This window comes from Azospirillum sp. UENF 111221, from assembly GCF_058780625.1.
Genome location: NZ_JBSNCH010000005.1, coordinates 1,856,851 through 1,878,031 on the forward strand (window position 1 = coordinate 1,856,851; position 21,181 = coordinate 1,878,031).

The 21,181-nt window shown below is 70.0% G+C and carries 23 protein-coding genes and 1 pseudogene; 11 read left to right on the plus strand and 13 right to left on the minus strand.

What is annotated here, in order from left to right; translation table 11 throughout:
• Positions 1–37: 37 nt before the first annotated feature.
• Positions 38–1,570 carry a YifB family Mg chelatase-like AAA ATPase gene (locus ACWPN3_RS23435; RefSeq protein ID WP_492241314.1) on the minus strand — a complete coding sequence of 511 codons (1,533 nt, stop codon included), beginning with the start codon at positions 1,568–1,570 and terminating at the stop codon, positions 38–40.
• Between the two features lie 221 nt (positions 1,571–1,791).
• Here ACWPN3_RS23435 and ACWPN3_RS23440 point away from each other — a divergent pair, with 221 nt between their 5' ends.
• From ACWPN3_RS23440 to ACWPN3_RS23455, 4 genes are all read left to right on the plus strand, one after another.
• Positions 1,792–2,637: a creatininase family protein gene (locus tag ACWPN3_RS23440; protein ID WP_492261772.1), complete on the plus strand. Its 846-nt coding sequence runs from the start codon at positions 1,792–1,794 to the stop codon at positions 2,635–2,637.
• Between the two features lie 70 nt (positions 2,638–2,707).
• Positions 2,708–3,748 (plus strand): heat-inducible transcriptional repressor HrcA, encoded by a 1,041-nt coding sequence (gene hrcA, locus ACWPN3_RS23445; protein ID WP_492241315.1) that lies wholly within the window; start codon positions 2,708–2,710, stop codon positions 3,746–3,748.
• Between the two features lie 51 nt (positions 3,749–3,799).
• A complete protein-coding gene (gene grpE, locus ACWPN3_RS23450; RefSeq protein WP_492241316.1) occupies positions 3,800–4,399 on the plus strand; it encodes a nucleotide exchange factor GrpE in 600 nt (199 codons plus the stop codon).
• A 158-nt stretch (positions 4,400–4,557) separates the two neighbouring features.
• A complete protein-coding gene (locus ACWPN3_RS23455) occupies positions 4,558–4,923 on the plus strand; it encodes a response regulator (RefSeq protein ID WP_109096891.1) in 366 nt (121 codons plus the stop codon).
• A gap of 16 nt (positions 4,924–4,939) precedes the next feature.
• Here ACWPN3_RS23455 and ACWPN3_RS23460 read toward each other — a convergent pair whose 3' ends face one another.
• The 7 genes from ACWPN3_RS23460 to ACWPN3_RS23490 form a co-directional block, all read right to left on the minus strand.
• The gene (locus ACWPN3_RS23460) at positions 4,940–5,809 is read right to left on the minus strand and encodes a DUF1848 domain-containing protein (RefSeq protein ID WP_492241317.1); all 870 of its coding nucleotides are present in this window, start codon (positions 5,807–5,809) and stop codon (positions 4,940–4,942) included.
• A 59-nt stretch (positions 5,810–5,868) separates the two neighbouring features.
• Positions 5,869–6,426 carry a NifU family protein gene (locus ACWPN3_RS23465; RefSeq protein ID WP_492261773.1) on the minus strand — a complete coding sequence of 186 codons (558 nt, stop codon included), beginning with the start codon at positions 6,424–6,426 and terminating at the stop codon, positions 5,869–5,871.
• Between the two features lie 203 nt (positions 6,427–6,629).
• Positions 6,630–7,139, minus strand: coding sequence for a universal stress protein (locus ACWPN3_RS23470; protein ID WP_109096889.1), 510 nt, complete (start codon positions 7,137–7,139; stop codon positions 6,630–6,632).
• A 19-nt stretch (positions 7,140–7,158) separates the two neighbouring features.
• Entirely contained in the window at positions 7,159–7,935 is a 777-nt protein-coding gene (locus tag ACWPN3_RS23475; RefSeq protein WP_492241318.1) for a TIGR02186 family protein, read from the minus strand.
• A complete protein-coding gene (locus ACWPN3_RS23480; protein WP_109096887.1) occupies positions 7,935–8,852 on the minus strand; it encodes a sulfite exporter TauE/SafE family protein in 918 nt (305 codons plus the stop codon). Before ACWPN3_RS23480 ends, ACWPN3_RS23475 begins: the two co-directional genes overlap by 1 nt.
• Positions 8,853–9,023: 171 nt before the next feature.
• On the minus strand, positions 9,024–9,722 hold the full coding sequence (locus ACWPN3_RS23485) for a hypothetical protein (RefSeq protein WP_492241319.1): 699 nt from the start codon (positions 9,720–9,722) through the stop codon (positions 9,024–9,026).
• Between the two features lie 97 nt (positions 9,723–9,819).
• Positions 9,820–10,350, minus strand: a complete 531-nt coding sequence (locus tag ACWPN3_RS23490) for a hypothetical protein (RefSeq protein ID WP_109096087.1) — start codon at positions 10,348–10,350, stop codon at positions 9,820–9,822.
• Positions 10,351–10,487: 137 nt separating this feature from the next.
• On the opposite strand from ACWPN3_RS23490, the gene ACWPN3_RS23495 reads away from it, so the two are divergent.
• A complete protein-coding gene (locus ACWPN3_RS23495; protein ID WP_109096086.1) occupies positions 10,488–10,961 on the plus strand; it encodes a hypothetical protein in 474 nt (157 codons plus the stop codon).
• Positions 10,962–11,064: 103 nt separating this feature from the next.
• On the opposite strand, the gene ACWPN3_RS23500 is transcribed toward ACWPN3_RS23495, so the two are convergent.
• A complete protein-coding gene (locus ACWPN3_RS23500; RefSeq protein WP_109096085.1) occupies positions 11,065–12,072 on the minus strand; it encodes an adenosine kinase in 1,008 nt (335 codons plus the stop codon).
• A gap of 165 nt (positions 12,073–12,237) precedes the next feature.
• Between ACWPN3_RS23500 and ACWPN3_RS23505 the strand changes: the two genes are divergently transcribed.
• The 4 genes from ACWPN3_RS23505 to ACWPN3_RS23520 all read left to right on the plus strand — a co-directional run bounded on the left by ACWPN3_RS23505 (position 12,238) and on the right by ACWPN3_RS23520 (position 15,856).
• Positions 12,238–12,711, plus strand: coding sequence for a winged helix-turn-helix transcriptional regulator (locus ACWPN3_RS23505; RefSeq protein WP_109096084.1), 474 nt, complete (start codon positions 12,238–12,240; stop codon positions 12,709–12,711).
• Positions 12,708–13,991: a beta-ketoacyl-ACP synthase II gene (gene fabF, locus ACWPN3_RS23510; protein WP_492241321.1), complete on the plus strand. Its 1,284-nt coding sequence runs from the start codon at positions 12,708–12,710 to the stop codon at positions 13,989–13,991. The genes ACWPN3_RS23505 and fabF overlap by 4 nt, the downstream gene beginning before the upstream one ends.
• Before the next feature lie 139 nt (positions 13,992–14,130).
• Positions 14,131–14,826: an EI24 domain-containing protein gene (locus ACWPN3_RS23515; RefSeq protein ID WP_109096082.1), complete on the plus strand. Its 696-nt coding sequence runs from the start codon at positions 14,131–14,133 to the stop codon at positions 14,824–14,826.
• Positions 14,827–14,977: 151 nt separating this feature from the next.
• Positions 14,978–15,856 carry a bactofilin family protein gene (locus ACWPN3_RS23520; RefSeq protein WP_492241322.1) on the plus strand — a complete coding sequence of 293 codons (879 nt, stop codon included), beginning with the start codon at positions 14,978–14,980 and terminating at the stop codon, positions 15,854–15,856.
• 97 nt (positions 15,857–15,953) lie between these two features.
• Here the strand turns inward: ACWPN3_RS23520 and nth are convergent, their stop codons facing one another.
• Positions 15,954–16,589, minus strand: coding sequence for an endonuclease III (gene nth, locus ACWPN3_RS23525; protein WP_492241323.1), 636 nt, complete (start codon positions 16,587–16,589; stop codon positions 15,954–15,956).
• Between the two features lie 322 nt (positions 16,590–16,911).
• On the opposite strand from nth, the gene ACWPN3_RS23530 reads away from it, so the two are divergent.
• Together ACWPN3_RS23530 and ACWPN3_RS23535 are read left to right on the plus strand one after the other, a co-directional pair.
• The gene (locus ACWPN3_RS23530; RefSeq protein WP_109096080.1) at positions 16,912–17,388 is read left to right on the plus strand and encodes a hypothetical protein; all 477 of its coding nucleotides are present in this window, start codon (positions 16,912–16,914) and stop codon (positions 17,386–17,388) included.
• An 80-nt stretch (positions 17,389–17,468) separates the two neighbouring features.
• On the plus strand, positions 17,469–18,059 hold the full coding sequence (locus tag ACWPN3_RS23535) for a DUF2244 domain-containing protein (protein ID WP_492241324.1): 591 nt from the start codon (positions 17,469–17,471) through the stop codon (positions 18,057–18,059).
• A 19-nt stretch (positions 18,060–18,078) separates the two neighbouring features.
• Here ACWPN3_RS23535 and ACWPN3_RS23540 read toward each other — a convergent pair whose 3' ends face one another.
• The 3 genes and pseudogenes from ACWPN3_RS23540 to ACWPN3_RS23550 form a co-directional block, all read right to left on the minus strand.
• On the minus strand, positions 18,079–18,555 hold the full coding sequence (locus ACWPN3_RS23540) for a low affinity iron permease family protein (protein WP_109096078.1): 477 nt from the start codon (positions 18,553–18,555) through the stop codon (positions 18,079–18,081).
• Between the two features lie 137 nt (positions 18,556–18,692).
• The gene (locus ACWPN3_RS23545) at positions 18,693–19,295 is read right to left on the minus strand and encodes a mechanosensitive ion channel family protein (protein WP_492261898.1); all 603 of its coding nucleotides are present in this window, start codon (positions 19,293–19,295) and stop codon (positions 18,693–18,695) included.
• 16 nt (positions 19,296–19,311) lie between these two features.
• Positions 19,312–21,171 (minus strand): annotated as a pseudogene (locus ACWPN3_RS23550) (mechanosensitive ion channel domain-containing protein); the annotation flags it as partial.
• Between the last annotated feature and the right edge of the window lie 10 nt (positions 21,172–21,181).

Here is a 21,181-nt window from a genome sequence, read left to right on the forward strand (position 1 = left end):
CCGGTGGTCGTCCTGCGCGCCCTGTTCACCGTCTCGTTCACCGCCCCGGCGCGATCCGCCGGTAGCTCAGCGCCTCCGCGATGTGGCGGCGCCTGACCCCCTCGGCCCCGTCCAGATCGGCCAGCGTCCGCCCGACCCGCATCACCCGATGATAGCCGCGGGCTGACAGCTTCAGCCGCTCCGCCGCCTCGGTCAGCAGGGCGCGGCCGGGGGCGTCGGGGGAGGCCACCTTTTCCAGCAGTTCGCCGTCGGCCTCGGCGTTGGTCCGCACCGCCCGGCCGGCCGGGTAAGGACCGAAACCGCCGTAGCGCTCCGCCTGGATGGCGCGGGCGACGGCGACACGGGCAGCGATGGCGGCGCTGCCCTCCGCCGGGGGCGGCAGGCTGAGGTCGGCGGGGCTGACCGCCGGGACATCGATGTGCAGGTCTATGCGGTCGAACAGCGGGCCGCTGATCTTCGACTGATAGTCGGCGGCACATTTCGGCGCGCGGGCGCAGGCGAGCGAGGCGTCGTCGAGATGGCCGCAGCGGCAGGGGTTCATCGCCGCCACCAGTTGGACGCGCGCCGGGTAGGTCACATGGTGGTTGGCGCGGCTGACCACCGCCTTGCCGGTCTCCAGCGGTTGACGCAACGCCTCCAGCAGCGCGCGGGGGAACTCGGGCAATTCGTCGAGGAACAGAACGCCCTGGTGCGCCAGGGAGATCTCGCCCGGCTTCGCCCGCGTGCCGCCACCGACCAGCGCCGGCAGGCTGGCCGACTGGTGCGGCGCGCGATAGGGGCGCTGGCGCAGCAGACGACCGTCCTCCAGCAGACCGCCGACGCTGTGGATCATCGACACCTCCAGCGCCTCCGCCGGGTCGAGCGGTGGCAGCAGGCCGGGCAGCCGGGCGGCCAGCATCGATTTGCCGGAACCGGGCGGGCCGATCATCAGCAGGTTGTGCGAGCCGGCGGCGGCGACCTCCAGCGCACGCTTGGCCGTTTCGTTGCCCTTCACGTCGCGCAGGTCGGGCGGCGGTGCGTCCTGCTCCTGCATCCGCGGCTTGGGCGGGGTCAGCACCTGGGTGCCCTTGAAATGGTTGATCAGCGCCAGCAGGTTGGCCGGCGCCAGCACGTCGAGGTCGGGACCGGCCCAGGCCGCCTCGCCGCCGCAAGCCGCCGGGCAGATCAGGCCGCGCTCGTTGGCCAGCGCGTCGATGGCGGCCGGCAGCACACCCGCCACCGGGGTCAGGGCGCCGTCCAGCGCCAGCTCGCCCAGCGCCACATAACGGGCGATCTCCGCATCCGGCAGCACCCCCATCACCGTCAGCAGGCCGAGCGCGATGGGGAGGTCGAAATGGCTTCCTTCTTTCAGCACGTCGGCGGGGGCGAGGTTGACGGTGATGCGCTTGGCCGGCAGCGCCAGTCCCAGAGCGTGCAGCGCGGCGCGCACCCGCTCCCGGCTTTCGCCCACCGCCTTGTCGGGAAGTCCGACGACGGTGAAGGCGACGATTCCGCCGGACATCTGGACCTGGACGTCGATCCCCAGAACCTCGATGCCCTGGAACGCCACCGTGTTGACGCGCGCAACCACCACCGCACCCCGAAACAGACGCCCGACAGGGCATGTTGCACGCGATTGTAGTCTTCCCACCAGCTATGCGCCAGCGCGGGATGAAAATCACCTCGCCACCGGCCCCATCATATCCGCCCGGCGCAGGGAGCGGTTGTCCCGGCCCTCCGGCCGCCTAACATGAGGGCAAACACATGTCCGGCTGCATTGCCGGCACGCATCGTCGAAAAGGATCAGCCACCGTGCAGCTTCACCTGAGCACCTGGGCCGAGGTCGAGACCTATCTGAAGACCTCCAAGGGCATCATCATGCCGATCGGCTCGACCGAGCAGCATGGGCCGAACGGGCTGGTCGGCACCGACGCCATCTGTGCCGAGGTCGTCGCGAAGGGCGTCGGCGACGCCACCGGCGCGCTGGTCGGCCCGACCATCCCGGTCGGCATGGCCGTCCACCACATGGAATTCCCCGGCTCGATGACGCTGAAGCCGTCCACCCTGATCGCGCTGCTGCGCGACTATGTCGGCTCGCTGGCCGAACACGGGTTCGAGCGCTTCTTCTTCGTCAACGGCCATGGCGGCAACATCGCCACGCTGCGCGCCGCCTTCTACGAGATCTATGCGGAGAACCGGGCGCTGCGCGGCCGCGACGCGCCGGACCTGCGCTGCACCCTGGTGAACTGGTGGGAGAATGGCGAGGTCGGCCGCCTGTCGCGCGAGCTGTACCAGGGCAAGGAGGGCTCGCACGCCACCCCCAGCGAGGTGTCGCTGACCCAGTACGCCTATCCCCAACTCGATCAAGACCGCGGCGATGGAGCCGGAACAGGCGCCGGCCGGCGGCTTCCACGATGCCCGCGACTTCCGCCGCCGCTATCCCGACGGCCGCATCGGCTCCGCCCCCGGCCTCGCCCGTCCCGAACATGGCCAGCGCCTGTACGAAGCGGCAGTCGGCGCCATCGCCACCCAGTACCGCGCCTTCCTGGCGGAGCAGTAAGGGCGGTCACTCTCCTGCACGCCGCTCAGGTCCCAGTGGGGGGATGCCGGTGGGGCATCTTCGCCCCGCACGTTGATTCGGCGGTCGGACCTGCCTAAATTCGGACCGGTTGACGGAACCCGCGTTCCGCAACCGACCGGCCCGAACAGAGCACGACCGCCCCAGTCCATGATCAACGAGCTGAACCAGCGATCGCGCGAGATTTTCCGGCTGATCGTCGACGCCTATGTGGCGTCGGGCGAGCCGGTCGGCTCGCGCACGATCTCCAGGCGGCTTGGCATGGCCTTGTCGCCCGCGACCATCCGCAACGTGATGGCCGACCTGGAGGAGCAGGGGCTGCTCTACGCACCGCACACCTCCGCCGGCCGCATCCCGACCGATGCCGGCCTGCGCATGTTCGTCGACGGCCTGCTGGAGATCGGATCGCTGACCGAGGACGAGCGCGCCTCGATCGAAGCGAAATGCTCCGCCTCCGGCCGCGCCTTCGCCGACGTGCTGGGTGAGGCGTCGACCATGCTGTCCGGCCTGTCGCACTGCGCAGGCTTGGTGGTGGCGCCCAAGACCGACCGCCCGCTGAAGCACATCGAGTTCGTGTCGCTCGGCCCCGGCCGCGCCCTCGTCGTCCTGGTAAACGAGGATGGGCTGGTCGAGAACCGGGTGATCGAGGTTCCGATGGGGGTGCCGACCTCCACCCTGCAGACGGTGTCGAACTTCCTCAGCGCCAAGCTCGCCGGCCGCACGCTGGACGAGGCCCGGCAGGAGGTCCTGCAGGAGATCGAGCAGCAGAAGACGCAGTTGGACGAGCTGTCGCGCAAGGTGGTCGCCGCCGGTCTGGCCACCTGGGCCGGCAGCGGCGGGTCGAACGCCGGCCAGCTGATCGTCCGCGGCCAGTCCCGCCTGCTGGAGGACGTCACCGCGCTGTCGGATCTGGAGCGCGTGCGCGGCCTGTTCGAGGCGCTGGAGACCAAGGAGACGATGCTGCGCATGCTGGACGCCACCGGTCGCGGCGACGGCGTGCAGATCTTCATCGGGTCGGAGAACGTCCTGTTCAGCCACTCCGGCTGTACGATGATCATCTCCCCCTTCCAGAACAGCCGGGAACAGGTGATCGGCGCCATCGGCGTCATCGGCCCGACCCGCATCAATTACGCCCGCATCATTCCGCTGGTCGATTACACCGCCAAGGTGGTCAGCCGGCTGATCGGCTGAGCACCGCCCTCACCAACTCCGCCTTTTGACGAAGCAAGAATTGAGAAGACCATGAGCGAAGAGCAGAACAAGCCCGCCGACGCCACGGTGGAGCCGACCGAGGCCACCGCCGACACCACCGCCAACCAGACGGACACCGGTTCGCCTGAGGACCGCGTCGCCAAGCTGGAGGCCGAGGTCGCCAGCCTGAAGGACCAGCTTCTGCGCGCCATGGCGGAGACGGAGAACACCCGTCGCCGTGCCCAGCGCGACCGTGAGGACGCCAGCAAGTTCGCCGTGTCGAGCTTCGCCAAGGAGCTGGTGTCGGTCGCCGACAATTTGCGCCGCGCGCTCGACGCCGTGCCGGCCGAGGGCCGCGAGCAGGACGATGTGCTGAAGGGCCTCGCCGTCGGCGTCGAGGCGACCGAGCGCCAACTGTTCGCCGCCTTCGACCGCGCCGGCATCAAGAAGCTGGACCCGGCCGGCGAGCCGTTCGACCCGAACTTCCATCAGGTGATGTTCGAGATCGAGAACACCGGCAAGACGGCCGGCACCGTCGTGCAGGTCCTGCAGCCCGGCTACACCATCCACGGCCGCCTGCTGCGCGAGGCGATGGTCGGTGTCGCCAAGGGCGGTGACGCCGGCGGCCAGCACGTCGATACGAAGGCGTAACCGTACAACCTCTGCAAAGCCCCCGGTTCAGCGGCTCCGCCGACGGGCCGGGGGCTTCGTGCCGTGCGGAATAGGGTACGCCAGCGGTTGACGGTCGGCGGGAAATTGCCTAGGCCTTTCCCTTATTCCTTTCGGCCGAGCAACCGGAGCCGCGTTCCATGCCCAAGAGCGTCCTGACCGTCGACGATTCCAAGACCATCCGCGACATGGTCGGGTTCACGCTGAAAGGCGCCGGCTATGAGGTGGCGGAGGCGTCGGACGGCACTGCCGGCCTTGCCCTGGTCAACCAGCGCAAGTTCGACTGCATCATCACCGATTTGAACATGCCGGGCCTGGACGGGCTGGCGCTGACCCGCGCCATCCGCGGCTCGGCACTCAACCGCGCCACCCCGGTCCTGCTGCTGACCACAGAGGCCGATCCGGCCAAGAAGTCCGCCGGCCGCGAAGCCGGCGCCACCGGCTGGCTGGTGAAGCCCTTCAACCCGGAAAAGCTGGTGGAGACGGTGCGGAAGGTCTGTCCGTAAGGACCGGTCTTCCCCGTCAACGGGCAATCAGGAACTCCCCGTCAGGATCATGCGCGGCGAAGCGCTGTTGGGCCTTGCCGCGGTCGGCGACGGCATAGCAGTAGACGCAGCCGTGCGGGCAGCTGTCATAGTCGCCGATGTCGCGGCTTTCGGCGCACAGGCAGCCGGGCCGGTTGCCCTTCTCCCGCGCGGCGATCGCATGGCCCGCGACATCGGACAGCCGCAGCCCATCGACGCAGCGGGCCGGCGCCGTGCCGGGCGTGCCGTCCAGGTCCGGCTGGGTGCAGAGCGTCAGCGCCATCCCCTCCCCCGCCGCGATCCCGGCCAGGTCCGCCAGCAGCGCGCGCTTCTCCTCCGCCTCCGGATCGCGCCAGCCGATGCCGGCGGCGGCGAGGTTGCGGGCGGTCTTGCGATAGGGCTGGAGGAAGGAGGCCACCACCTCGTCGGTCACCCCGCGCAGCGAGCGGGCGATGGCGGCGAAGGTCTCGCGGTGCCAAGCGGGCGGCGTGGCCTCGGTCAGGGCGATGGGGTCGTAGCGCCAGACCGCGGCGCGCGGGCCCCAGCGTTCGCGCACCCGCAGCATATGGCCGACCGCGGTCTCCCAGGCGGGGACCGAGCGCTCCAGCACGGTCGGCAGGCCGGTGACGCTGTACTGCACGACGAAGGGAAAGCCCCGCTCCGCCACGCTGTCGAGTGCCGGCAGGAACGGTCCCAGATTCTTGGTCCAGAAGATGAAGCCGTCGACCGCCGGACGGGTGAGGTCGATGCGGTAGGTCTGGCCGCCATAGGGGTTGACCATCCGGCAGTAACCGGCGTCGAGGCGGTTCAGGAACCAGCGCCCGTAGAAGGCGGGAATGTCGGTCTTGTAGCTGGCGGAGATGATCATGCAGCCAGCATGGGAATGCCGGCCCGCCGCTTCAAGGGCGGACCGGCATGACCAAATCCTTACTGGACCGCGCGGACTTCGACCACTTCGGGGATGTAGTGGCGCAGCATGTTCTCGATGCCGTGCTTCAGCGTGGCGGTGGAGCTGGGGCAGCCGGAACAGGCCCCCTTCATCGCCAGATAGACGACGCCGCGCTCGAAACCCTGGAAGGTGATGTCGCCGCCGTCCTGGGCGACCGACGGGCGGACGCGGGTGTCCAGCAGCTCCTTGATCTGCTCGACGATCTCCTCGTCGTCGGCATTCGCCGCCGCGGCATGGCCGTCGCCGCCGTCCTCCAGCAGGACCGGGCGGTCGGCGGTGAAATGCTCCATGATCACGCCGAGGATCGACGGCTTCAGCAGGAACCAGTCGCGGGCGTCGGTCTTGGTGATGGTGATGAAGTCGGCACCCAGGAAGACGCCGACGACGCCCTCGATCTCGAACAGGCGCTGGGCGAGCGGCGACCGGGCGGCATCCTCGCGGCCGGTGAAGTCGGCGGTGCCGCGTCCGAGCACGTCACGCCCCGGCAGGAACTTGAAAGTCGCCGGGTTGGGCGTCTGCTCGGTCTGAATGAACATGGTCTGGTCCTCCATCGGCGGCGGAATGGAACCGCCGGCGCGCCCGGGATCGGGACGCGGTACGATTGGGGGAAATCTGGGCCGAAACGCCGGGCGGATCAAGGACCCCGGTTGTGTGGGTATTCGGCATCCGGCATGCGCGGACCGTTCCCGCCGCACCTATCCTTACCTGCGTCGCCATCCTTACCTGCCTTGCCCCCGCTTTACGTGATCGCGTCCAGCTCCTCGTTGCTGAGACCGCCGGGGACGATGGTCAGCGGGATGTGCAGCCGCCCCAGCCCGCGGCCGGTGTAGTAGGAGATCAGCGGGCCGGGCCCCTCCGGGTCGGTGCCGGCGGCCAACACCAGGATGGAGATGCTCGGCTCCTCGCCGATCAGGGCCAGCACCTCCTCGGTGCGGTTGCCTTCGCGGACATAGAGCGCCGGCAGGGTGCCGGTCAGCTGGTTGACCTCGCGCGCCAGCTTCTGGAGCATCTGCTCCGCCTCGGCGCGCTGTTCCTCGCGGATCAGGTTCTCCACCGCCAGCCAGTGCTGCATCTCGCCCTTTTCCAGCACGGTCAGCAGCGCCACCTTGCCGCCCGACTTGCGGGCGCGCAGGCAGGCATAGCGGAGCGCCACCTTCAGCTCCGGGCTGTCGTCGACCACCACCAGGAAGATGCGCACCGGCTTGGGGGGCTGCTGTTCCGGCGTGGCGGACTGCGTCGTGTCGGTCATCTCTGTCAACCCTCTCGGCTTAGACCCGGCGGAATGCGGCGCCGGCCGCCCAGCCGGCCGCGATGGCGCCGAGGACGGCGGCCACCCCGTAGACGACCGGGCGGTTGCGCGCGAAGTCCGACACTTCGGCGCTGAACCCGATCTTGGACACCACCAGCGGCGTGGTCTGGGCGCTGACCACCTCGCCGTCGCGTATCAGCAGGGCTTCGACATTGTACAGCCCGGTCGGGACATTGGCCGGGAAATAGATGTTGGTGCGGAACAGCCGCTCGCCCAGGAAGGCGACCTGCCCCATGGAGATGGCGTAGAGCCCCTGGCGCTGCTTGTTGCGGATCAGCGCGCTGCGGTAGGCGGCAAGCTCCTCCGGCGGCAGGGTGGATTCCGCCGGCAGTTGCAGCTGCGGCAGGCCAAGCTGGTGGCGCTCCAGCGCCGGGCGGCCGACCAGCTGGTCGAGCGGCCGGCTGACCGCCACCGTGTAGAAGCTGGGCACCTGGTCGAAGCGCAGGCTGTCGGTGTTCATCCACATGCCGGCCACCCGCTGCTTGCGGCGGACGGTGGCGGGGGAGCGCGGGCCGGTGACGACGATGGCGACGTCGCCCGCCCCGTCGGTGGTGCCGAACAGCACGACCTCCGTGCCGGTGAAGCCGGTGGTGATGGCGATCAGATGGCTCGACAGGTCGGCGACCAGCTGCTGCGCCCACACCGTCGCCGCCACCGTGCCGCCCAGCAGCAGCCCGGCCAGCGCCGCGGCGGCCTGGACCAGACGGCGCTTGGTAAGGATACGCAGCCCCGCCATCAGCGCAGCCCCATGGTCAGGGTGTAGAGGTCGTCGGGACGGGAGAACAGGTCCCAGGCCAGCTTCAGCGCCACCGCCACCACGATCATCGACAGCGCCATCCGGGCGGTCTCGCCGCGCAGCCGGGTGCCGGCCCGGGTGCCGAACTGCGCGCCGATCACGCCGCCGATCAGCAGCAGGAGCGCCAGCATGGCGTCCACCGTCTGGTTGGTGGCGGCCTGGAGCAGGGTGGCCGCCGCGGTGGTGAAGATGATCTGGAACAGCGAGGTGCCGGCGACCAGGCCGGCCGGCATGTTCAGCAGATAGATCATCGCCGGCACCAGCAGGAAGCCGCCGCCGATGCCCATGATCGCCACCAGCATGCCGCCGACCGCCCCGATCCCCGCCGGCAGCAGGGCGGAGATGTAGAGCTTGGAGCGCTGGAAGCGCATCTTGAAGGGCAGGCCGTGCAGCCAGATGTGGCGGTGCAGCTTGCCGCGCTTGGCCGTCGGTGCCCGGCGGCGCAGGATGGCGCGGCTGCTTTCCACCAGCATCATGCCGCCGATGGTGCCGAGGAAGAAGACGTAGGACAGGGTGATGGCGATGTCGATCTGGCCCAGCCGCTGGAGGATGCCGAAGATCCACACCCCCACCGCGGTGCCGACCACGCCGCCGCCCAGCATCACCACGCCCAGCTTCACGTCGACATTGCCGCGCCGCCAGTGGGCGAGCACGCCCGACACGCTGGCGGCGACCAGCTGGTTGGCCTGGGTGCCGACGGCGATTGCCGGGGGAACGCCGATGAAGATCAGCAGCGGCGTCATCAGGAAGCCGCCGCCGACGCCGAACATTCCCGACAGGAAGCCGACCAGCCAGCCCATGCCGAGCACCAGCAGCGCGTTGACCGACATCTCGGCAATCGGCAGGTAGACTTGCATGGAGGAGCAATCTGTCAGGATGGGCGGCGGGATCGGCAGCTTACCCGAGCCGGTGCCGTGGCGGAAGACCGCAGCGCCGCCCTTTCGGGGGGATCGCTTCCGGTGACGGGGCCGGCGGGAGGGGTGGAACGGCGTGGAACGGTTTCCGGCCGATGTTCCATCCTGTCCGCCTCACAGACGGTCGAAGGCGGCCTTGCCGCGGCGTTCCAGCGCCGAGCCGAGGGTGGGGTAGGGATCGTCGGGGTTGAGGGTGTAGGGATAGACGCCCTTCGGCCCCGGCGCTTCCGGGCGGGCGAGGATGGCGGCGACGGCGCGCGGATCGGGCGGGGTGCGTTCGCGGAAGGCGCCGGGGATGCTGTCGTCGTCGAGGTCGGGGACGATCCCGGCGAAGGGGTCGGCCGCAGGCTCGGCAGACGGGTCTTCCGACGGCTGAGATTTTTGCGGCTGATGCGCCGGCCGTTGCGCCGGCTGGTCGGCCAGCCCGTCGAGGATGCCGAGCCGGTCGGCCAGCCAGCGCACCGTCGACGGATCGCCGGAGGAGACCAGCCGTTCGATCTGCTCGACGACCAGACTGCGCAGCGAGGACAGGCGGAGGTCGGCCTCGCGTCTCAGCGCCTGCCGCTCCCACCACACCCTGTGACGGAAATCCTTGGAGCCGTAATAGGCCCGCCAGAGGGTCGTCCGGCTGCATCCCATGGCGCGGGCGACATAGAGGAAGCTGCTGCCGCGGGCCAGCATGCCGGCGGCCATGATCCATTGCTCCTCATGGAACTGCGAACCGGGGACCAGCGAACCGTCCGACGGCACCGGCGGCTCTTCCGCCCACACCGGAAAACGGTCGTTTGCGAGGGTACGGCTGTCGAGGGGCATGGCGTGGCTCCGCGAATGAGGGGGCAGTGCGGAGAGAGTATAGGAATTATTTCTTTATTCGGTGGGCTTTTGCAAAAACCGGAAACCGGACGGGGGGTCAGGGCACCGCCGCGTGGAAGAAGACCTGATAGCCGCCCTTCTGCGGGAAGATATGCTCCGCCTCGCGCCGGGCGGACGACATGTCCAGCGCATGCACCACGACCCGGTTGCCGTAGCGCCAGGCCGGGTTCACCGGCTTGCCGGCAGCGCGGGCGGCGGCGGCGACGACGGTGTCGAACTGCGCCTCCGCCTTGAAGCTGCGCCGGTTGCCGCCGGGGGTGCCGAGGACGTGCAGGAAGACCGGCGGTTCCTTGTCCAGTGTGTCGATCTGGCGCTGGAGATGGCTGACCCGCAGTTCGGCGGCGGTCAGACGCCCCCTCGCCTCCTCCAGCCGGTAGGCCATGTCGGCCAGCGCCTCCGTCTCGGCGCGCTCGCGCTCCTTCAGCGGCCGCACCGACTGGCGCAGCCGGTCGAGCCCGGCCACCCGTTCCCAGCTGCGCCGGATGCCGACCCAGCACAGATGGCACAGCATGGCGAGCGCCGCCACCAGCGGCACCGCCGAGTCGAGGATCGTCCGCACCACATCCATCGCCACCCCCGCCCCTTCAAACCCCGCCCCTTAAAGCGGCATCGCCGCCGGCGCCTGCCCTGGCACGCCGGTTGCTGACGTCCAGGCAGCCGGGCATGCAGCAAGGAGCGTGCCGACGGGAGCGGAGGAGGAGGAGCATGCAGACGCCGCTGCTGCTGGTGCTGGAAATGGTCATCATGATGGCCTGCCTCAGCTGGGGCACCGTGTCGATCCTGCGGATCGGCTACCGGATTGCGTCGGTGCAGCGCCGCCGGTCGCAGCTGCATCATGGACGGACGGAGCTGGCCCACACCACCGACTCCCTGCGGCGCGACCTGCGCCGGCAGGAAACCGAACTGCGCCAGCTGGAGGACGCGATCGCCGTGCGCAACGCCCAGGCGGCGGACTTGCAGAGCCAGTTGAACGATTTGCGCCGCCAGGGTCCGCGGGAATACACGCTGATGACCGAGCGTTTCGGCGAGAAGGACCGGCTGTGGCTGCTGACCGTCCCGCGGCCCGACCGGCCGGAGCGCTGGGCGGTGGCCGCCCCCGACAGCGGAACGGCGCTGGCGCTGCTGTGCGCCCGGGTCACCGTGCCGGAGCGGCCGGTGGTGGACGACCAATTGAACTGAGCCGGCTGAACTGACGAAAACCGGACCGGAATGAGAACCGGCCGCAGTTGCAAAATGCAGTGCGGCCGGCAACGTTGTCGCGATCTGACAGGCAAATCGCAGGTCAGAGGATGCCCTTGGCGGCGACCAGTTCGCGCAGGTTCACCTCCGGCCGGGCGCCGACATGGCCGATGATCTCCGCCGCGGCGACGGCGCCCAGACGGCCGCAGACCGCCGGGGACAGGCCGCGGGTGTGGCCGAACAGGAAGCCGGCGGCATAGAGGTCGCCGGCCCCGGTGGTGTCGACCACCCGCTCCACCGGCTCGGCCGCCACCTCGACCACCTCGCCGGCCGAGACGATGACGGCGCCCTTCTCGCTGCGGGTCAGCGCCGCCGTCTTGCCCAGCCGCTTCACCGCCGCCAGCGCGTCCTCGAAGCTGTCGGTGCCGTAGAGGGCGCCGATCTCATGCTCGTTGGCGAACAGGATGTCGACATGGCGTTCCACCAGATCGACGAACTCGGCATGGTGGCGGTGGACGCAGAAGCTGTCGGACAGCGACAGCGACACCTTGCGGCCGGCGGCGTGCGCGATCTCCGCCGCCTTGCGGAAGGCTTCCTTGGCGCGGGGCGGATCCCACAGATAGCCTTCCAGATAGGTCACCTGCGAGGCGGCGATCAGCGTCTCGTCGATGTCCTCCGGCCCCAGTTCGACGCAGGCGCCGAGATAGGTGTTCATCGAGCGCTGGGCGTCCGGCGTGACCAGGATCAGGCAGCGGGCGGTCGGCGCCCCGCCCAGCAGCGGCGCGCTGTCGAAGGCGACGCCCGAGGCGCGGATGTCGTGGCGGAACACGTCGCCCAGCTGGTCCTTGGCCACCTTGCCGATATAGGCGCCGCGCCCGCCCAGCATGGCGATGCCCGCCATGGTGTTGCCGGCGGAACCGCCGGAAACCTCGACGCCCGGCCCCATGCGGCCATACAGCTCCTCCGCCCGGGCGGCGTCGATCAGCGTCATCGCCCCCTTTTCGATGGTGTTGGCGGCGAGGAAGGCGTCGTCGGCGTGGGCGATCACGTCCACGATGGCGTTGCCGATGCCGGTGACGTCGTAGGCGGCATCCTGGACGGACGTGGTCATGGGCTCTCCTGGGAGATCTTGCGGTCGGTGCGAAGTTGCGGCGCGAGTATAGCCGCCGCCGCCCGCATCACAAGCGCGGCTCGGGCAGGCACTCCCGATGCTCCGCGGCCGTGCCGCCGTCCCCGTCGCTTGCATGATGAAAGTGACCGTGCGACAGTCGCCGCCATGCGACGCACCCGCCTGAGCGACGTTCCCTGCCCCATCGCCCGCGGCCTCGACGAGGTCGGGGAATGGTGGTCGCTGCTGATCCTGCGCGACGCGATGTTCGGCCTGACCCGCTTCGACGAGTTCCAGCGCAGCATCGGGCTTGCCACCAACATGCTGACCCGCCGCCTCCAGGCTCTGGTGGAGGCCGGGCTGCTGGAGAAGCGGCCCTACCAGGACCGCCCGCTGCGCCATGGCTATCACCTGACCGGCAAGGGACGGGATTTCCTGCCGGTGCTGATCGCCATGGCCGGCTGGGGCAGCCGCTGGCTGGCGTCCGGCGGGGCGTTCCGGATTGTCGACAGGGACACCGGACGGACGGTCGAGCCGGTGCTGATCGACAGGACGACAGGCGAAGCGATCCGGCCGGAGCGGCTGCGCCCGGACTTCACGATCCCTGCAAAGACGACATGGTCAAAGGACGAAACCGAATGAGACGAGTCGTGGTCACCGGATTGGGCGCGGTCACGCCGCTCGGGGCCGGGGTGTCGGCGAGCTGGCGCGCCGTGCTGGACGGCCGCAGCGGCATCCGCGCGGTAAGGGGAGTCGATGCCGGCGGGATCGATGTCGCCGACCTGCCCTGCCGCATCGCCGGACAGGTGCCGGACAGCGGGGATGCCGCCTTCGACGCCCCCTTCGATGCCGACGCGGTGGTGCCGCCCAAGGACCAGCGCAAGATGGACCGCTTCATCCTGCTGGCGCTGGCCGCCGCGGAGGAGGCGGTGGCCGATGCCGGCTGGCGCCCGGCCGACGCGGAGGCGCAGGAGCGCACCGGCGTGATGATCGGCTCCGGCATCGGCGGCCTGCCGGCCCTGGCCGACGCGGCGCTGACCCTGCACGCGAAGGGGCCGCGCCGCATCTCGCCCTTCTTCGTGCCGTCGACCCTCATCAACCTCGCCTCGGGCCATGTCTCGATCCGCTACGGCTTCCGCGGGCCGAACCATGCCGCGGTGACCGCCTGCGCGACCGGGGCGCATGCCATCGGCGACGCCGCCCGGCTGATCGCCATGGACGATGCCGACGTCATGCTGGCCGGCGGCAGCGAGGCGACGATCTGCCGTCTCGCCATCGCCGGCTTCTGCGCCGCCCGCGCCATGTCCAGCGGCTTCAACGACGACCCGGCCCGCGCGTCGCGCCCGTGGGACCGCGAGCGCGACGGCTTCGTCATGGGCGAAGGGGCCGGGGTGCTGGTGCTGGAGGAACTGGAGCACGCCAAGCGGCGCGGGGCGACGATCTATGCCGAGGTCACCGGCTATGGCCTGTCGGGCGACGCCTACCACATCACCTCGCCGGCGGAGGACGGCAACGGCGCCTTCCGCGCCATGCGCGCCGCGCTGAAGCGGGCCGGGCTGGCGCCGGACGCCATCGACTACGTCAACGCCCACGCCACCTCCACCCCGGCCGGCGACCCGGTGGAGATCGCGGCGGTCAAGCGCCTGTTCGGCCCGGCGGCGGCGAACCTCTCGATGTCCTCGACCAAATCGGCGACCGGCCATCTGCTGGGCGCGGCGGGCGCGGTGGAGGCGATCTTCGCCATCCTGGCCCTGCGCGACCAGGTCGCCCCGCCCACCCTGAACCTGGAGGCGCCGTCGGAGGGCTGCGACCTCGACCTCGTGCCGCTGCGGCCGAAGGAGCGGCGCATCCGCCATGTCCTGTCGAACAGCTTCGGCTTCGGCGGGACCAACGCCGCGCTGGTGTTCAGCCCCGCGCCGTAACGGGAGAGCGGCACAGGCGGCACGGGGGGACTGGAACCCGGCCGCCGGCCACCGTAGATATGCGGGCGGCGGCCCTGCTCCGAAGCCCTGCTCCGACGCCCTGCCCCGCCGCCATTCCCCGCCGCCTTACGGACCGCCGATGATCCGCGCCCTCGTGCTTGCCTTCGCCCAGCTGTCCGACCCGCGCGTGCGCCGGGTGGTGTGGATCGGGGTGTTCGTCTCGCTGCTCGCCTATGCCCTGCTGGCCGCCGGCGCCTCATTGGCGCTGTCGGCGACGCCGCTGACCGGCTATGGCTGGATCGACGCCACCATCGACGTCATGGGCGGGCTGGGGGTGCTGGTGCTGGCGTGGCTGCTGTTCCCGGCCACGGTCGGCACGGTGTCGAGCTTCTTCCTCGACGAGGTGGTGGAGCGGGTCGAGGCGCGGCACTACCCCGGCCTGCCCGCCCCGCGCCAGGCCGGCTGGCTGGAGGAGCTGGCGACGGCGCTGCGCTTCCTGCTGCTGGTGCTGGCGGTCAATCTGCTGGCGCTGCCGGTCTACATCTTCGCGCCCGGCCTGAACCTGATCGTCTTCTACACCATCAACGGCTATCTGCTGGGCCGGGAGTATTTCGAGATGGTGGCGCACCGGCGGATGGACCGCGCCGCCGCCCGGGCGATGCGCCGTGCCAGACCGCTGAAACCTTTTTTGGCCGGGGTCGTCATTGCCTTCCTTTCGACAATCCCCTTCGCCAATTTGCTGGTCCCCGTCGTGGCGAGCGCCTTCATGGTTCATGTCCTACAGTCCATGTCGGCGCCCCTTGCGGCGGGCCGGACGACCGTGATACGCCGCTAGGCGGCACGGCCGCACACCGTCGCCTGCCCGGAAACCGGCCGCCCGGACACCAATTGCGGCGACCGCCTTCCCGGCGGGGCGCCTCCGGCACCGGGCCACACGATTTCCAGGCCATCCCGCCACCCGAATGTCCAGACTGGGGGAACCGCTCATGCTGTTCGGACGAAAGACACCGCCCGCCGCTCCCAAGGCCGACAGCCCCGTCCCGCCGCAGCCGGCTGTCCGTCCGCACACCCCGGGCGAGCCCGGCGCCGTCTCGTCGCCGCTCGCCTCCCTCAACAATCCGGGGCTCAACACCCCGGCCCATGCCCCGGCCTCCGCTGTCGCGGCCGGAGCGGCCGCCCCCAGCATGGCCCACGCCCTGGCCGGCACGCAGCACGCCGCCCCGGCCTATCCCGACATGCCTTCCGCCTCGAAGGGACCCGACATGAACAGCATTCCCAAGCCCCCCTCCGCGCCGTCCGTGCCGGGTGCCGGCTTCAAGACCGACGTGCCGCGCCGGGTCGTCGACATGCCCGGCTCCGCCCCGCGCCAGCCGTCGATCCCGATCGCCAACCCGGCTGCCGCCCCCGTCGCCCAGGCTCCGGTCGCGCCGGCCCCCGTCGCCCCGGCCATGCCCGAGCAGCGCCGCCTGACCGTCGGCCGCGACATCTCGCTGACCGGCGAGATCGGCTCCTGCGACGTGCTGGTTGTCGAAGGCACGGTCGAGGCCAAGCTGCGCGAAGGCCGGCTGGTCGAGATCGCCGAGACCGGCCTGTTCAAGGGCTCGGTCGACATCGAGGAGGCCGACATCGCCGGCCGCTTCGAAGGCGACATCGCGGTCCGCGGCCGCCTGACCGTGCGCTCCACCGGCAAGATCACCGGGTCGATCCGCTTCGGCGAGCTGGCGGTCGATGCCGGCGGCCAGCTGGTCGGCGACATCCAGATCTACGGCACCGGCTCCAAGCCCGCCGCCGCCGCGGTCCAGCCGGTGGCCCAGCCCGTGGCCCAGCCCGTGATCGAGCAGATCCCGGCGGCCGAGACCGTCTGACCGGCCCCTGCGACCGGCAGAAACCGCAAGACGCCCGGCTGGCTCTCCGCCATGCCGGGCGTCTTGCGTTTGGGCCAAGCGAGATCAGGCCCCCCAATCAGGCGATGATCTTGTCCTTGAAGGCGCAGAGGTCGGCGACCGGGCAGACCGGGCACTCGGGCTTGCGCGCCTTGCAGACGTAGCGGCCGTGCAGGATCAGCCAGTGGTGGGCATGGCGGCGGTAGAGCTTCGGCACCGCCTTCAGCAGCTTCGCTTCCACCGCGTCCGGCGTCTTGCCGGGGGCGAGCCCGGTGCGGTTGCCGACGCGGAAGATGTGGGTGTCGACCGCGATGGTCTCCTCGCCGAAGGCGACGTTCAGCACGACGTTGGCGGTCTTGCGGCCGACGCCGGGAAGCTGTTCCAGCGCGTCGCGGTCGCGCGGCACCTCGCCGCCATGGCGCTCGATCAGCAGCTCCGACAGGCGGATGACGTTCTTGGCCTTGGTGTTGAACAGGCCGATGGTCTTGATGTACTGGCGCAGCCCCTCCTCGCCCAGCGCCACCATCTGCTGCGGCGTGGTGACGATTTGGAACAGCGGTCCGGTCGCCCGGTTCACCCCGACGTCGGTGGCCTGGGCCGACAGCACCACGGCGACCAGCAGCGTGTAAGGATTGACGTAGTCCAGCTCGCTCCGGGGTTCCGGGTTGGCGGCGGACAGGCGGCGGAAGAATTCCTGGACGGCGGCTGGCTTCATGACCGCCACCATAGCCGCAACGCCCGAGCCTGCGCCAGAGGCGGAACGGGCCAGGGAGAGTGGCCGTTTGACGGCGAACGATGACAGCCGCGAAACACTCCGGCGCAGACCGCAGGCCAAACTGCAGCGCTGCGTCGCAATTTGCGACAAAGATCGGAGCAATTGACGCCAGTTCAACAGAATTGGACGCAGGATTACGGCTTTCCGGTCGCTTTTGCGGTGGCGTATGATTTGCTGGCTGCGGGGGAACCGTTAGAACGCTTGAAGACGAACCATGGATTATCCTGGTTGTGGCGTTCGGATCGGATAAGGGTATTTGGAAATGACCGCGTCTTATCTTGTGGAACTGAAGGATTGGGGACTGCATGTCCGGTTGCAGGGCACCCTGTCGCTGGAGCAGCGCGACAGCATCGCCCGGCAGGTGGAGATGCACTGCGCCGCCCTGGGCGCGCGCGGTACGCCCTGGAGCAGCCTTGTCGAGTTCGACCGCTTCGAGGCCGAGGACTTCCGGCCGGAGATCGTCGTCGCCCTGATGAAGCTGGCCCGGCGCTGCGGACAGGTGCGGTGCGGCGTGGTGATGACCGACTGGGACTGGGCCGCGGTGATGGCGGAGGTGATGATCGTCGCCGGCATCGACGATCAGGCGCGGATCTTCGTCCTGGCCCAAGGCCTGAACCTCGACGGCAGCCTGGCCGGGGAGATCGAGGGCCGGCCGGCCGCAGACTATCCCGGCATGGACAGCGCCATGGCCTGGGTGCTGAACGGCGGCGCGGTGCCGATGGTGTCGCAGGCAGCATAAGGGGGCAGCATGACGAGGGCGGCATAACCCCGATTTCCTCGCGGTTTTCCGACGGGCGGCGCTGGGGTAGGATGGCCGCCATGCCAATCGACATCAGCGGCCCGCAACCCGGTGGCCGGCAGCCCGGCGACGGTCCCTCCCCCGCGGACAGCGGCGGCGGCAGCGGCTCGGTGCGCGTGCTGTTCGACGCCATCCTCCACCCGCACCGCAGCCTGGGCCGCAGCGGCTTCCGAATCCTGATGGCGGTGGTCGTGGCGATGAATTTGATCGTCGCCGGCATCTTCGTCGCCCATGGCGCCTGGCCGGTCGTGCCCTTCTGCGGGCTGGACGTGCTGGCGCTGTGGCTGGCCTTCCGGGTCAGCTACCGCTCCGCCCGCCAGTATGAGCGGGTGCGTCTGACCGAAACCGCGCTGACGGTGCAGCGGGTGCATTGGAAGGCGCCGGAGCGGCGCTGGTCCTTCCATCCCTACTGGCTGCGGATCACCCACAGCGAGCCGGCCGACCATGAGCGCCACGGCGCCGCCGGGCAGGTCACGCTGAGTTCCCATGGCCAGTCGGTGGGGGTCGGGTCCTTCCTGTCGCCGGACGAGCGGTCCAGCTTCGCCCGCGCGCTGGGCGACGCGCTGCGCGCCTGGCGCCGCCCCCCCTGCCCGCCGGCGCCGGCCGGATAGGGCAGCCTAAACGGCACACTCACCGCTTCTCCGCCGGGTCGGGCAGGCCGCGCTCCTCCAGCTCCTCGTCGACCTCGCGCTCCACTTCGCGTTCGACCGCGCGTTCGACCTTTTCGTCGATGCGGTGGTCCAGGCATTCGGCGGTCCTGGCGAGCTTTTCAAAGCTGCGCTTCACCTTCGCCAGCTCGTTTTCCGGCATCTCCTCCACATCGATCATGCCGTTGCGGGCGGAGTGGGTGGCGCGGATCAGCTCGTCCAGCTTCAGGTGGATGGCCTGGGTGTCGCGGTTCTGGGCGTTCTGGATGATGAACACCATCAGGAAGGTGACGATGGTGGTGCCGGTGTTGATCACCAGCTGCCAGGTGTCGGAAAAATGGAACAGCGGCCCGGTCAGTCCCCAGACCAGCACGACGGCGAAGGCGGTGACGAAGGCAGCCGGACGGCCGGACTGGCGCTCCATCCAGCGGGCGAACCGGGAAAAGGCATCGCTGAGCATGGTTGCGGCTGGCTCCCGCCGATCGGACGTACAGGACGTACATAAGGAAAACGCCCGGCAAAGCCGGGCGTTCCCTGTGCGTAAGGTCTGAGCCTGTGCTTACGGGCAGTACCCCTGGCGGGCGATACCCCCGGCGGTCAGGAGCCCTGGCTGAGCGCTTCCGCCAGCGCGCGGTCATGCGGGTTCTGGCCGACGACCAGCTGCATCGACTGGGTCGGCATGGAGATGCCCAGCTCGTCGAACTTCTTCTTGAGCAGGCGGTTGAACTCGCGGGTGACGCCCCACTGGCGGGTCGGGCGGGTCTTGAACTGGGCCAGGATGTTGATGCCGGTGTCGGACAGCTTGTCGACGCCCAGCACCTCCAGCGGGTTCAGGATGTCGGCGGCGAACTGCGGCTGGGCCTGCACCTCGGCCCCCGTCTCCTTCAGCGCGGCGATGATGCGGTCGGGATCCTCGCGGTTGGACACCGTGATGTTGAACAGGGTGACCGAGAAGTCCTTGCTCATGTTCTTCACGGTGGTGACGGCGCTGAACGGCACGGAATGCACGGCGCCCGACCCGTCGCGCAGGCGGATCGAGCGGATGGAGATCGCCTCCACCGTGCCGGAATGGCCGCCGCCGACGTCCACCGCGTCGCCGACCGACACCGTGTCCTCGAACAGGATGAACAGGCCGGTGATGATGTCCTTGACCAGAGTTCTGCGATCCGAAACCGATGGCCAGACCGACGACACCGGCACCGGCCAGCAGCGGCGCGATGTTGACGCCCAGCTCCGACAGGGTGATCAGCGACACCATCGTCACCAGCAGGATCAGGAAGGCGTTGCGCAGCAGCGGCAGCAGCGTGCGCATGCGGGCGCTGCGTTCGATGCGGGTGCCGTTGCGGTCGGTGGCGCGCAGGAAATGCTCGATCAGCGCGCTGACCACCTCCCAGGCGACGATGGCGCCGGCCAGCAGCAGGCCGATGGAGATGGCGCTGCCGACGATGCGGCGGCCGGCGTTCGTTTCGACCATCCCCAGCGTGTCGATGCCCCAGCCGTTCAGCGCGGCGCCGAGCGCCACCAGCCAGATGATGATCTTGCCGATGCGCTGGACGATGGGGAGATAGTGGAAGGCGCGGGTGTGGAGCTGCGGCAGGTTGCCGGCCAGCTCGCGGTTCATGGTCAGGCCGCGGCGCAGCGTCCGGTTCAGCCCGCCCACCAGCAGCCGGGCCACCACCACCGCCACCACGGTCACGGCGGTGCCGCGGGCCAGGAATTCAAAGCCGCCATAGACGTTGAGCACCCAGACGCCCAGCGTCACCACGACATAGAGGATCGCCAGCACGTGCCAGATCTCGGCGAAGCGGCGGCGCGCGGTGCGCAGCACCGCCCCCTGCCCTTCCGCCTCGCGCCGGGCGGTCGCCAGCGGGTCGCCGTCGCCCGACAGCGGGTTGCCGCGCATCCAGTCGGCGACGCCGACCCGGTTCTGCAGGATCAGCGCGATCAGCATGGCGGCGATCACCACGCCCAGCAGCTTCAGCAGCGCGCCGTAGGCGCCCAGCGGCAGGCCCAGCACATAGGCCCCCTCCGCCAGGAAATAGCCGTAGACCGCCACGGCGATCAGCCGGCGCGACCAGATGTAGCAGCGCTTCGCCCCGGCCTCGCTGGTGTGGACCATGCGCAGGTTGGGCGCGTCGGGCGCGAACATCATCCGCACCAGGATCAGCAGCGCCTGGGTGATGACGGTGGCGTTGACCACCGCCAGCGCCACCAGCCGCACCCGCGGCGCCGGTTCGGTCACCGACAGGATGGTGTAGGCGACGACGATGAAGCCCAGGATCGGCGCCAGCTCCAGCACCGCCCGGCCGAGCAGCATCGGGATGCGCAGCAGGGTGGAGTCGACACGGCGGGCGGCCATGGCATGGCGCGGCCGGCTGAGCAGCCAGGCGATGCCGCGCGCAGCCACCGCGCCGATGCCGAGGATCATCGCCAGCTGGATGGCGATCTGGACCCAGCGGTCGCGGGCGGTGTCGTCCTGCGCCTGCCGCTGCACCCAGGACAGCGCCCCCGGCAGGTCGGAGAAGACGTTGGCGACCTGCACCAGCTGGCGACTGACCACGTCCATCCGCGCCGCCAGGAAGGCCAGCGCGCGGGCGCCCAGGGTCTGCGGCAGCGCCGACTCGCCTTCCGCCTCCTTGGCCTGGGCAAGGCCGCGCTGGGCGGTGATCAGGTTGCGCAGCTGGGTGACCAGCTGGGTGCGCGCATCCTGGTTCTCCAGCGTGCCGACCAGCGCCTCCAGCTGCTGCACGGTCGCCTCGTCCACCACCACCGGGGCGGCAGCGGGAGCGGCGCCACCGGCGGCCGGAGCCGCAACGGCGGCGGCGGGCGCTGCCGAGGCGGCGAGCACCGGCGTCCCCGCCCCGGCGAGCAGGCCCGCGAGAAGCAGGACGGCGAGGCCGCCGGACAGGAGCCGACGCCAAGCGCTTGGCAGAGGGTTTGCGGCGGGCGTTGCGGACCGGATCATCGGCAATTCACTCGGGTGGTCTTTGACGGGGCGGCGATGCGGGTGGGCGGCAAAAAACAGCCGGCCGGCACCCTGGCGTGGAACTGTGGCTCCAATATGCCGGGGCTCCATTATGCCGGGC